This window comes from Streptomyces apricus, assembly GCF_008369065.1.
GTDB lineage: Bacteria > Actinomycetota > Actinomycetes > Streptomycetales > Streptomycetaceae > Streptomyces > Streptomyces apricus.
Genome location: NZ_VDFC01000046.1, coordinates 1,320,719 through 1,332,546, shown reverse-complemented (window position 1 = coordinate 1,332,546; position 11,828 = coordinate 1,320,719). Strand labels below are relative to the sequence as shown.

The 11,828-nt window shown below is 72.9% G+C and carries 9 protein-coding genes; 1 reads left to right on the top strand and 8 read right to left on the bottom strand.

Translation table 11 applies throughout. The features are described 5' to 3' along the window. Nucleotides 1–24 precede the first annotated feature (24 nt). Both FGF04_RS26125 and pepN read right to left on the bottom strand, forming a co-directional pair. Nucleotides 25–1,071, bottom strand: coding sequence for a hypothetical protein (locus tag FGF04_RS26125; protein ID WP_149513673.1), 1,047 nt, complete (start codon nt 1,069–1,071; stop codon nt 25–27). Between the two features lie 284 nt (nt 1,072–1,355). Then, entirely contained in the window at nt 1,356–3,965 is a 2,610-nt protein-coding gene (gene pepN, locus FGF04_RS26120; RefSeq protein WP_149513672.1) for an aminopeptidase N, read from the bottom strand. 176 nt (nt 3,966–4,141) lie between these two features. Here pepN and FGF04_RS26115 point away from each other — a divergent pair, with 176 nt between their 5' ends. Further along, nucleotides 4,142–4,798 (top strand): mycothiol-dependent nitroreductase Rv2466c family protein, encoded by a 657-nt coding sequence (locus tag FGF04_RS26115; RefSeq protein ID WP_149513671.1) that lies wholly within the window; start codon nt 4,142–4,144, stop codon nt 4,796–4,798. 70 nt (nt 4,799–4,868) lie between these two features. Here FGF04_RS26115 and FGF04_RS26110 read toward each other — a convergent pair whose 3' ends face one another. From FGF04_RS26110 to FGF04_RS26085, 6 genes are all read right to left on the bottom strand, one after another. Then, nucleotides 4,869–5,774, bottom strand: a complete 906-nt coding sequence (locus tag FGF04_RS26110; RefSeq protein WP_149513670.1) for a TauD/TfdA dioxygenase family protein — start codon at nt 5,772–5,774, stop codon at nt 4,869–4,871. 26 nt (nt 5,775–5,800) lie between these two features. Beyond that, complete coding sequence (locus FGF04_RS26105; RefSeq protein ID WP_149513865.1) at nt 5,801–7,108, bottom strand: LLM class flavin-dependent oxidoreductase; 1,308 nt, start codon at nt 7,106–7,108, stop codon at nt 5,801–5,803. 35 nt (nt 7,109–7,143) lie between these two features. Continuing rightward, nucleotides 7,144–8,055, bottom strand: a complete 912-nt coding sequence (locus tag FGF04_RS26100) for an ABC transporter ATP-binding protein (RefSeq protein ID WP_235882491.1) — start codon at nt 8,053–8,055, stop codon at nt 7,144–7,146. Beyond that, entirely contained in the window at nt 8,031–8,966 is a 936-nt protein-coding gene (locus tag FGF04_RS26095) for an ABC transporter permease (RefSeq protein WP_408055660.1), read from the bottom strand. The genes FGF04_RS26100 and FGF04_RS26095 overlap by 25 nt, the downstream gene beginning before the upstream one ends. A 5-nt stretch (nt 8,967–8,971) precedes the next feature. Continuing rightward, nucleotides 8,972–10,039 carry an ABC transporter substrate-binding protein gene (locus FGF04_RS26090; RefSeq protein WP_149513668.1) on the bottom strand — a complete coding sequence of 356 codons (1,068 nt, stop codon included), beginning with the start codon at nt 10,037–10,039 and terminating at the stop codon, nt 8,972–8,974. 332 nt (nt 10,040–10,371) lie between these two features. Beyond that, entirely contained in the window at nt 10,372–11,616 is a 1,245-nt protein-coding gene (locus FGF04_RS26085; protein ID WP_149513667.1) for an ROK family transcriptional regulator, read from the bottom strand. Nucleotides 11,617–11,828 lie beyond the last annotated feature (212 nt).

The following is an 11,828-nucleotide window of genomic DNA, read 5'->3' as shown; positions in this document are numbered from 1 at the left end:
CGACACACGACCCGGCGCCCACCCCTACCGGGGCAGCACGACGACGTACGCGGCCGGTTCGCGGTCCCCGGACGCCATCAGAGCCGTCCGCACCACCGTCGCCTGCTGCGCGAGCGAGTCCCGCAACTTCTTCGGCGTGACGTGCACGACGGTGATCCCGAGCCGCTCCAGGTGCTCCCGCTTGCGCGCGTACTCGGACCACATCGCGTCGTCGTCGTGACGGGGCGCCCGCGTGTCCAGTTCGAGGGCGACGGCGTGGTCGGGCCAGTACGCGTCGAGCCCGCCGAGCGGCGGTCCGCCGGGCAGCCGCAGCTCCACGTTCCAGACCGGGTCGGGCAGGCCGTGCTCCGCGACCATCCGGTAGAGCCGGTCCTCGGCGATGGCCCGCCCCTCGGCGAGCAGCGAGTCGACCGCGTCCACCACGTGCGGCCGGCTCAGCAGCCGGGCCTGCGCCAGCTCCCGTACGACGGACGCCGGTTCGCAGTGGCCGCCGCGCACCGCCTCGGTCAGCAGCCGGCGCACGATCCCCGCGTCCGTGAGGTCGGCGACCGCGTCGGCCAGCGCGCGCGGGACGGGCGCCACCGGGACGCCGGCGATCTCCACGGGCTCCGGCAGGGCGGGCGTACGGAGGATGCGGACGCAACCCGTCGAGCGCAGCCGGCGCAGCCGCGGGACGAGGACGTCGACCCGGTCCAGGGACGCCGGCGGGGGAGCCGACGGGAAGCCGTGCAGGGCGAGCGCCGCGAGACCGGTGACCAGCACCTCGGCGTACCGCTGCGAGGGGCGCTGCCCGGGGCCCGCGGGCTGGAGGGGGACGCCCGGCTCGGTGGCGGAGGAGCGGGCCGCGTACAGCAGGACCGCGTGCAGCCGCTCCTCGGCGGTCACGGGGCCCGGACGGAGCAGGAAGACTCCCGGCAGGAGCTGCTGCCAGGAGCCGCCGGGCCGGCACTGCGCGGTGACGTCGGCGCCGCTCACGCCCTGCGCCCGCAACTGGGCGGTGGTCAGAACACGCTGCTGCACGTCGGCCAGGTGACGGAGGGGCCGGGGGGAGAGCGGGGTGTTGTGGTTCATGACGTCGAATCTGCCGCGCCCGGCCGCCCCGCTAACCGCTGTTACAAGCCCGTCGTCAAAACCGGACAACCCTGTCCTAAAGTCCAGCCCCCGAAGTGCCGAAACCCCCTGGTCCAGAGGGGGACACGGCACCGATTACCCACATTCGGTAACTGTTCCGAAAAACCCCGGCGTCAACACCGAGCGCGCCGTCCCCCATTAGGGGTGCGGGGAACGGCGCAATCTTTTGCTTTCAGGGGCGCGGGGAACTGCGCGACCAGCCACAGCGCACCCGCACACGAAACTCAACCGGCGGCAGCCCCGTCACACGCCTGCCCCCGCAACGCCCGAGCCAAATCGTCCCGAGCCTCAAGCACCAACCTCCGAAGCGCAGGCGCAGCCTCCCCATGGGAGGCAAGCCACGCATCGGCGGCCGCCACCGTCCCGGAGGAGTCCTGCAGCGACGGGAACAGCCCCCGCACCACATCCATCCCGATCTGGATGGACCGCTCCTCCCACACCCGCTCGATCGCGTCGAAGTACTTCGACGCGTACGGCGCGGACAGCTCCCGGTGCGACGGCTGCGCGAACCCGGAGATCGTCGCCTCCACCAGCGCGTTGGACAGCGCGTCCGACTCCACCACGGCGGCCCACGCCTGCGCCTTGACCGCCGCGGACGGCCGGGCCGCCAGGCACCGCACCTGGTGCCGCTTGCCGGACGCGGTGTCGTCGCGGGCGAGCTCCGCGGCGAGCGCGTCCTCGTCCGCCACCCCGTGCGCGGCGAGCGGCTCCAGGAACGCCCACCGCAGCTCCTGGTCCACCTCAAGGCCGTCGATCTTCTCCGTGCCCGCCAGCAGCCCCGACAGCAGCCGGAGGTCGCCCTCGCCGGTGGCGACCGCCGCGAGGAACCGCGCCCACGTCAGCTGGTGCTGGCTGCCGGGCGCGGCGGACCGCAGCTCCCGCAGCGCGCCCTCGGCGAGCAGCCGCCCGCCGGTCTCCCGCCACCCGGGCGCCGCGTAGAAGGTGAGCGCGGAGTTCGCCCACGCGTGCAGCGTCTGCAGCACGCCGATGTCCGACTCGCGGCCTGCGAAGCGCAGCACCAGGTCGACGAAGTCCCGCGCCGGCATGAGCGCGTCCCGGGTCAGGTTCCACAGCGCCGACCAGCACAGGGCGCGGGCCAGCGGGTCGGTGAGGTCGCCGAGGTGGGCGCGCAGCGTGTCCAGCGACCCTTCGTCGAAGCGGATCTTGCAGTACGTGAGGTCGTCGTCGTTGACGAGGACCAGCTCGGGCGCGTCGGCGCCGGCCAGCTCGCCGACGACCGTGCGCGGCCCGTCGACGTCGATCTCGGCGCGCGCGTACCGCACGAGCGCACCGCTGCCCGCGGCCCCGTCCGGACCATCCGCGCCCTCCCGCCGGTAGAGACCCACCGCGACCCGGTGCGGCCGCAGTTCGGGGTGCGACTCGGCGGCCTCCTGCAGCACCGCCAGCTCGGCGACGCGGCCCTCCTCGTCGAGGAGCACCTGCGGGGTGAGGGAGTTGACGCCCGCCGTCTGCAGCCAGGACCGCGACCAGGCCGTCATGTCGCGCCCGCTGGTCTCCTCCAGCGCCGCCAGCAGGTCGCCCAGGCGCGTGTTCCCGTACGCGTGCCGCTTGAAGTAGCGGCGGGCGCCCTCCAGGAACGCGTCCCGTCCGGCGTAGGCGACCAGCTGCTTGAGGACGGCGGCGCCCTTGGCGTACGTGATCCCGTCGAAGTTGAGCTTGGCGTCCTCCAGGTCGCGGATGTCGGCCGTGACCGGGTGCGTGGAGGGCAGCTGGTCGGCGCGGTACGCCCACGCCTTGCGGTTGTTGGCGAAGGTGACCCAGCCGTTCGTGAAGCGGGTCGCCTCGACCAGCGAGAACGCGCCCATGAAGTCCGCGAAGGACTCCTTGAGCCACAGGTCGTCCCACCACACCATGGTCACCAGGTCGCCGAACCACATGTGGGCCATCTCGTGCAGGATGACGTTCGCCCGGCGCTCGTACGACGCCTGCGTGACGTTGCCGCGGAAGATGTACTCCTCGCGGAAGGTCACGCAGCCCGGGTTCTCCATCGCGCCGAGGTTGTACTCGGGCACGAACGCCTGGTCGTACTTGCCGAAGGGGTACGGGTAGTCGAAGTGCTCGTGGAAGAAGTCCAGGCCCTGCTTGGTCACCAGGAAGACGTCGTCGGCGTCGAAGTACCGGGCCAGGCCCTTGCGGCACAGCGCGCCGAGCGGGATCTCCAGCCGGGTCCCGTCGTCCAGGACGCGCTCGTAGGTGTCGGTCACGTAGTGGTAGGGACCGGCGACGACCGCGGTGATGTACGTCGAGATCGGCTTGGTCTCCGCGAACCGCCACACCCCGTCCGTCAGCTCGCCCACGCCGTTGCTCCACACGACCCAGCCCTCGGGGGCCCGCACCTCGAAGCGGAACGGCGCCTTGAGGTCGGGCTGCTCGAAGTTGGCGAAGACGCGGCGGGCGTCGGCCGGCTCGTACTGCGTGTAGAGGTAGACCTCGCCGTCCTCCGGGTCGACGAAGCGATGCATGCCCTCGCCGGTGCGGCTGTACGCGCACTGCGCGTCGACCACCAGCTCGTTGTCCTCGGCCAGGTCCTCCAGGAGGATGCGCGTGCCGTCGAAGACCGCGCCCGGGTCGAGGTCCCGGCCGTTCAGCGAGACGGCCGTGACGGCCGGCGCGACCAGGTCCGCGAAGCTCGTGGCGCCCGGCTCGGAGCTGCGGAACCGGATGGTCGTCACCGACCGGAAGGTACGCGGCCCGGTCCCGGTGTCCGTCCCGCCGACCGCGGAGCGCAGGTCCAGGGACACCTCGTACTCCTCGACGGACAGCAGTGCCGCCCGCTCGCGGGCCTCGTCGCGGGACAGATTCTCACCGGGCACGGTCGGCACTCCTTCGTGGCGTCATGGGTACAGGTCACCTGCGTGTGAACAGGACCGATCCTGCCATGCGCCCCTGACGCGGGACACCCGGGAATGGCACGGCGGACCGATCGCGTTGACGCTGGGAGCAGTACCCAGGGCTCCTGACACCCGACAGCCCCCGACCGAGGAGAAGCATGTCCGAGCAGACCTCCGCCAAGACCCCCGTCGACTTCTGGTTCGATCCGCTGTGCCCCTGGGCGTGGATGACCTCCCGCTGGGTCCTTGAGGTGGAGAAGGTCCGCGACATCGAGGTCCGCTGGCACATCATGAGCCTCGCGGTCCTGAACGAGCCGAAGCTGGACGAGCTGCCCGAGGAGTACCGCGAGATGCTGGCCACCACGGCCTGGCAGCCGGTGCGCGTGGTGACGGCCGCCTGGCAGAAGCACGGCGACGACATCCTCGGCCCGCTCTACACCGCGCTCGGCAACCGCATCCACAACGACGGCCTCGGCCCGACCAAGGAGGCGATCGCCGGCGCGCTGGAGGAGGTCGGCCTGCCCGCCGACCTGATCGACTACGCCGACCAGGAGGACTTCGAGTTCGACGCCGAGCTGCGCGCCTCGCACAAGGAGGGCATCGACAAGGTCGGCCAGGACGTCGGCACGCCCGTCATCGCCGTCCCCGGCGCCGACGGCGGCCAGATCGCCTTCTTCGGCCCGGTCGTCACCCCGGCCCCCAAGGGCGAGGAGGCCGCCAAGCTCTGGGACGGCACGCTCCTGGTCGCCTCGGTGGAGGGCTTCTACGAACTGAAGCGCACCCGCACGAAGGGCCCGGACTTCAGCAACCTGTAGGCACCCGCGCAAGCCCGCCGGAAAGCCCCGGTCCGAACGGACCCGGAGGCTCCCCGGCGGGCTTTCCCGTTCACGCGGCGGCGCTCACCACCGGTGTGTAGTGCGAGGCATCGCCTGTGATCGAGTAGCTCTCCTTGCCCTCGATGCCCACCGGGACGTCGCCCGCGACCGTCACGCGGTTCAGGCGGCGCGGCAGGCCGTCGTAGTTGTCGACGGCGTAGTGCTGGGTGATCCGGTTGTCGAACAGCACCAGCTGGTTCGGCGACCAGCGGTGCCGCAGCACGTTCTCGGGGCGCACCACGTACGCCTGGAGCAGGTCGAGGACCTTGCGGGACTCGGTCGCCGACAGGCCGACGATCCGCTGGGCGAACCCGCCGATGAACAGCCCGCGCTCACCGGTCAGCGGGTGCACCCGGACCACGGGGTGGACGGTGCGGTACGTGATGGACGTGAACTGGGCGCGCTGCGCGGCCTGTACCTCGTCGACCTCCTCCTCGGGCACCGCGTAGTCGTAGTCGTTGGTGTGCTCGGCCCACAGCGTGTCCGCGAGCAGCCGCAGGGGCTCGGGCAGGTTCCGGTAGGCCGCGGCGGAGCTGGCGATCAGCGTCTCGCCCCCGTACGGCGGCAGCGTGATGCTGCGCAGGGTGCTGGCCTGCGGCGGGTTGAGGACGAACGTGACGTCGGTGTGCCAGTGGTTGGCGGCCCGGCCGCGCTCGCTGTCGACGGGCAGCACGTTCGGGGCGCCCGCCACGGCGGGCACGGTCGGATGGGCGGTGGTCAGGTCGCCGAAGTGCCGGGCGAACGCCTGCTGGCCCTCGTCGTCCAGGTCGACGTCGTCGAAGACCAGCGCCTTGTGCTCGTCCAGGGCGGCCCGCAGCGCGGTGACGGTCCCCTCGTCGAGCGGTTTGCCGATGTCGACGCCGGAAACCTGCGCGCCGATCCTCGCGGTGACCTTGCGGATCTCGATGCCGGTCATGGTGGTTCCTCTCGGGTGCGTACGGGTCAGGTGCGGGCGAGTGCCGGGGAGACGTGCTGGTTGGCGGGGCGCGGGAGGCCGTAGCGCTCGCGCAGGGTCTGCCGCGGGCCGTACTCCTCGCGCAGCAGCCCGCGACCGCGCAGGATCGGGACGACGTGGTCGACGAAGGCGTCCAGGCCGGACGGCAGGACCGCGGGCATGATGTTGAAGCCGTCGGCGGCGCCGTGCGTGAACCACTCCTCGACGGCGCCGGCGACCTGCTCGGGCGTCCCGGTGAAGGTGAGGTGCCCGCGCCCGCCGCCGAGCCGGCCGATCAGCTGCCGCACGGTGAGCCGTTCGCGCCGGGCGAGCTCCACCACGAGCGCGTACCGGCTCCTGGCGCCCTCGACGGCGCTCTCCGGCGGCAGGTCGGCCGGCAGCCGCCCGTCCAGCTCCAGGGTGCCCGGCGGCAGTTGCAGCAGTCTCTCCAGCCGGTCCACGCCGTGCGCGTACACGATGTGGTCCTCCAGGACCTGCTCGTGCGCGCGGGCCTCCGCCTCCGTCGAGCCGATGACCGGGACGATGCCGGGCAGCACCTTGACGCGCTCCGGGTCGCGGCCGGCCGCCGCCGTGAGGGACTTGAGGCCGACGTAGAAGTCCTGCGCGTCCCGCAGGGTCTGCTGGGCGGTGAACACCGCCTCCGCGTACCGCGCCGCGAACGCCTTCCCGTCCTGCGAGGAGCCCGCCTGCACCAGCAGCGGGTAGCCCTGCGGGGAGCGCGGCACGTTCAGGGCGCCCTCGACGCTGAAGTACGTGCCCCGGTGGCGGGGCGGATGGATCTTCGTGTCGTCGCCCCAGACGCCGGCCGCCTTGTCGGCGACGACCGCGTCGTCCTCCCAGCTGTCCCAGAGCTTGAGCGCCACCTCCAGGAACTCCGCGGCCCGCGCGTACCGCTCGGCGTGCGCGGGCTCCGCGTCCAGGCCGAAGTTGCGGGCCGCCTCGGCGCCCGCCGTGGTGACGATGTTCCAGCCCGCCCGGCCGCCGCTGACGATGTCCAGCGAGGCGAACCTGCGGGCCAGGTTGTAGGGCGAGTTGTACGAGGTGGAGGCGGTGGCGATGAGGCCGATGTGCTCGGTGGCCGTCGCCAGCGCGGTGAGCAGGGTGAGCGGCTCCAGGGCGCCGGCCGGGCGCTGCGCGAGGTTGCTCCACAGCTGCGGCCCGTCGGCGAGGAAGAGCGAGTCGAAGGTGCCGCGCTCGGCGATCCGGGCCAGGTGGACGTAGTGGTCCAGCTCCACGTGGGCGTACGGGTCGCTCTCCGGCAGCCGCCAGGACGCCTCGTGGTGGCCGGTGTTCATGAGGAAGGCGTTGAGGTGCAGCAGGCGCCGGGTCGTCACTGGCGGTCCTCCTGGTCCGTGGGGGCTTCCTGGCCCGCGGGGCCGCCGACCGCCGGTGTCAGTGCCGACGCCGGTGCCTGTGCCGACACCGACACCGGCGTCGGTGTCGGTGTCGGTGCCGGATCGTGGTCCGTGCGGTCCTCCGTCACGCCGAGCGCGGCCAGCAGCCGTTCGCGGTACTCGCCCAGCAGCGGATCGCGGTACGAGCGCGGGTGCGGGCGGTCGACGGTCAGGTCGAGGCCGATCCGCCCGCCGTCGAGCACCAGCACCCGGTCGGCCAGCACGATCGCCTCGTCCACGTCGTGCGTGACCAGCAGGACCGAGGGCCGGTGGCGCTGCCACAGCTCGCGCAGCAGGCCGTGCATCCTGATCCGGGTGAGCGCGTCCAGGGCGCCGAACGGCTCGTCGGCCAGCAGCAGTTCGGGCTCCCGGACCAGGGAGCGGGCCAGTGCCGCCCGCTGGGCCTCCCCGCCGGACAGCTCGTTGGGCCAGGCCCGTTCGCGGCCGGCGAGCCCCACCTCGGCGAGGGCGGCGCGGCCCCGCTCCACCGCGTCCTTGCCGTCGGTGCCGAGCAGGACGTTGTCGAGGACGCGGCGCCAGGGCAGCAGCCGGGAGTCCTGGAAGACCACGGACACCCGGTCCGGGGCGCTCAGCGTGCCGCTGCCGGCGACCTCGTGGTCCAGGCCCGCGACGGCGCGCAGCAGGGTGCTCTTGCCGGAGCCGCTGTGCCCGAGCAGGGCCGTGAGCTGTCCGGCCGGCAGGTCCAGGTCGACGCCGTCCAGGACGGTCCGGCCGTCGAAGGAGCGGGTCAGCCCCCGGAGCCGGACGGCGGGCGCCGCCTGCGACGGCGCTCGTCCGGCGGGCGCCGGCCGCCCGGTGTGCGTCAGCTGTTCAGTGTGCGTCGCCATGACAGCACCCTCCGTTCGACGATGCGGACCGCGCTGTCGGAGACCAGGCCGAAGACGCCGTAGATCAGCAGGCCGACGAGGATCACATCCGTCTGGCCGTAGTTCTGGGCCTGGAACATCATGTAGCCGAGCCCGCTGGTGGCGTTGATCTGCTCCAGCACCACCAGGCCGAGCCAGGAGCCGGTGACGCCGAGCCGCAGTCCCACGAAGAAGCCGGGCAGCGCGCCGGGGATCACGATCTCCCGGACGAACCGGAACCTCGACAGCCCCTGGACCTCGGCGAGTTCGACGAACCGGTGGTCGATGCCGGACAGCGCGGAGTACAGGTTCAGGTAGATCGGGATGTAGACGACGATGGCGATGATCGCGACCTTGAAGGTCTCGCCGATGCCCAGCCAGAGGATGAACAGCGGGATCAGGCCGAGGGTCGGGATCGCCCGGTTGAGCTGGACCGTCCCGTCGACCAGCGCCTCGCCGACGCGGCTGAGCCCGGACACCAGCGCCAGGGCCACCCCCGCGGTCAGCCCGAGGGCGAACCCGGAGCCGGCGCGTTGCAGCGAGGTGAGGACGTCCGTGGGCAGCGTGCCGTCGCTCCACAGCCGCCCCATGGTGCTCAGGACCGTCCAGGGCGCGGGGATCGCGTTCGGGTCCAGCCGCCCGGCGGCGGAGGCGGCGGCCCACAGCGCGAAGAACAGGGCGGGACCGATCAGCCGGGACGCGGGCAGCCGCTTGCCGAGGGCGAGCCCGCGGCGCCGCCGGCCGCGCCGGGCCGGCCGGACGGCGGTGGAGCTCCCGGTGCCCTCGGCGACCGCGGCGTCACCGATGTCGGCGGCGTCCGCGGTGTTCGCAGCGTCCGCGGCGTCCGCGGCGGTCTCCGGGCCGACGGTGGTGGTGGTCGCGGCGCTGGACACGGCGCTCACCTCCGGTACTCGGCGGGGACGGCTTTCGCCGCGATGCCCTCGAAGCGGCGGTCGAAGAGCTGATCGACCTCGAACTCCTTCACGAAGCCGCCCTCCGCCAGCAGGTCGGCGGTCTCCTGCTCCCACTGCACGGCCTCGTCCCAACGGGGCGGGAACAGCGGCTTGTTGGCGAGTTCGGTGATCGACTCGGCCTGGGCGAGGCTCAGGTTCTGGGTGCCGACGTAGAACTCCCTGTTCCATTCGTCGGGGTGCTCGTACGCCCACACCTGGCCCTTGGCCCAGCGCGGGATGTACGCGGCGACGGCGGCGGCCTTCGCCCGGTCGGCCAGCACGGAGGTGGGCGCCCACAGCAGGCTGAGGAGGTCCACCACGTCGGTCGGGATGGTGCGGGCGCCCTTGGACCCGTACTGCTTGAGGTAGGCGGGGGACTGCTGGTTGGCGAGCGGCGCGATGTCCACCTGCCCCGCCTGCAGCGCGGTGAGGAACTGGTTGCTGGTCAGCGGCACCAGCTCCACGTCGTCGTACGCCAGCCCGGCCTGCTTGAGCGCCCGCAGCAGGACGACGCCCTGGGCCTGTCCCTGGGAGAAGGCCAGCTTCCGGCCCGCGAAGTCCTTCACCGACCGGATGTCGCTGCCCGGCTTGGTGGCGAAGAGGTAGTTGGGCCTGCGGGTGAGGTTGATGGCGACGATCTTCGCGTCGAAGCCCTGGTAGTGCGCCTGGATGGGCGGGATGCCCGCGTTGTTGGCGACGTCCAGGGACTTGGCGCGGAAGGCGTTGATGACGTCGGGCCCGGCGCCGATGTTCGCCCAGGAGGAGACCTCGAACGGCAGGTCGGTCAGCCCCGCGAGCTTGAACTGCAGCTGCTGGACGCCCTGGTACGAGGAGATCTTCAGGCTCGTCCCCGCGGGGACCTTGCCGGACAGCGGGGCGTTCGCGGCCCCCTTGCTCCCGCTGTCGGCGGCGCTGCTGCCCGCGCAGCCGCTGAGCCCGGCAGCGGCGGCGACGCCGAGCAGGGAGGAGAGGAAGAGCCGCCGGTCGGCTCCGGACGCGGACAGAGGTGGCATGGGAGGACTCCCTGATGTCATGGGGCGGGGCACGGCGGAGCACCGCGACGGCCCGCAAAGAGGGCACGCCGAAGAAGCGGAAGAATCCGGACAAGCCGAACAAGCCGGAGAAGCCGGAAGGCGGAGAGAACGGGGGAGAGCGAGCAAGCGAGCGGAGGAGAGGCGGACACGGGCCCGGAGCGCGGCGGGAGGTGACCGACGGACGCGGACGGATCGTCAGCGCGTCGACGTCGTGTCGGCGCTCCGGTGTGTCAACAACAGAAGGTGCGGCAGCTCATGGACACGATGCTCCTGGCCCGGTGGAGAGCCTGTCAACATTCGGATTTTCTGAATTAAATCGGTGCCGGTGACGGGGCCGGGAACCCCTGCGGCGACATGCCGAGCGGATCCCGGTAGAGCACGTCCAGGGCCACCGAGCCGCCCGCGACGGCCAGGACCGAGTCCGGAAAACTGGTCGGCACGACGGCCGCCGCCCGGTCGGTCCCGACCTCCTCGCGCAGTGCGGCGAGGCAGTCCTCCCGGTGGATCGAGCCCACCTCGGTGACGACCACCGTGTCCGGGTTGAGGACGTCGAGCAGCAGCCCGACCGCCCGGCCGGTCATCCGGGAGCGGTGCAGCAGCAGACGGACGGCGTCCGCGTCGCCGCCGGCCGCGGCGGCCAGCACGTGCAGGGGGTTCGCGGTGTGCACGACCCCCGCCTCCCGGGCCCGCCGGCACAGCGTCCGCTCGCTGAGCTCGGCCTGCAGGCACCCGGTCCGGCCGCAGTCGCAGGGCTCGGTGCCGCCCGCGAGGGGCAGGTGGGCGATCGACCCGGCCTGCGAACGGGGACCGTGGTGGACCTCGTCGTGGGTGGCGAAGGCCGCGTCGACGACGTTGCCGGCGAAGAGGTGCAGCACGCTCAGGCTGCCGCGGGCCGCCGCCCCGAAGAGCCGCTCCCCGTTGACCAGCGCCCGTGCGTGGCCGTCCACGTGGACCGGCAGACCGGTGTGCGCGCGCAGCGGTTCGCGCACCGGCACGTCGCGCCAGCCCAGGAGCGGATGCTCCACGACGCTCCCGGAGTCCCGGTCGACCCAGCCGCCGGCCGCGACGCCCACGGCGAGCGGCGTACGGGTCCGGTGGCGGGCCAGGAGCGCCCGCAGGCCGGCCGCGGCGTCGGCGAGGACCCGGGCGGGCTCCACGACGGCGCCGCGGTGGTCCAGCCGGCGCTCGGCGACGACCCGGCCGCGCAGGTCCAGGAGGGCGACCGTGGTGTACGGCACCGCCACGTGGACGCCGCCGACCACGAAGCGGGAGCCGTCCAGGTCGACGGGGACGTGCGGGCGGCCGACGCGGCCGGTCCCGGCCGGCGGCCGGGGTTCGGGGACCTCCCGGAGCAGACCGAGTCCGGTGAGCCGGGCGCAGTGGTCGGTGACCGACGCGGGGGAGAGGCCGGTCAGACGGGCGATGGTGCTGCGGGCGACCGGGCCGTGGTCGAGGACCGACCGCAGGACGGCGCTGGCGCTGGTCCTGCGGCGGTCGCCGTCGACGGCACCGGGGCGGGGACGTGGGCGTACGGGGGCGAGGGAGGAGCTGGGCATGGGGAACTTCCTCGGGGGCCGGTCCGGCACGAGGCCGACATCTGTCCTGTCCGTCTCGGCGGGCCGGAGAGTTCCGCCCGCCTCAGCGGCGGCGACAGGTGGCCGTGCCCTGGCGTCGCAGGTCGACATAGCGACGCGACGCGAAGTTCCGGGCCTGGGGGACCATGGCACGAGGGTAAGGGCTACACCCCCACCCGACCAGACCGACCTCA

What these genes read in the sequence shown, in the direction of transcription:
- FGF04_RS26090 (WP_149513668.1), bottom strand. Translation starts at nt 10,039, where the DNA reads ATGCCACCTCTGTCCGCGTCCGGAGCCGACCGGCGGCTCTTCCTCTCC.
- FGF04_RS26105 (WP_149513865.1), bottom strand. Translation starts at nt 7,108, where the DNA reads ATGAACACCGGCCACCACGAGGCGTCCTGGCGGCTGCCGGAGAGCGAC.
- FGF04_RS26085 (WP_149513667.1), bottom strand. Translation starts at nt 11,616, where the DNA reads ATGCCCAGCTCCTCCCTCGCCCCCGTACGCCCACGTCCCCGCCCCGGT.
- FGF04_RS26125 (WP_149513673.1), bottom strand. Translation starts at nt 1,071, where the DNA reads ATGAACCACAACACCCCGCTCTCCCCCCGGCCCCTCCGTCACCTGGCC.
- FGF04_RS26110 (WP_149513670.1), bottom strand. Translation starts at nt 5,774, where the DNA reads ATGACCGGCATCGAGATCCGCAAGGTCACCGCGAGGATCGGCGCGCAG.
- FGF04_RS26115 (WP_149513671.1), top strand. Translation starts at nt 4,142, where the DNA reads ATGTCCGAGCAGACCTCCGCCAAGACCCCCGTCGACTTCTGGTTCGAT.
- FGF04_RS26100 (WP_235882491.1), bottom strand. Translation starts at nt 8,055, where the DNA reads ATGGCGACGCACACTGAACAGCTGACGCACACCGGGCGGCCGGCGCCC.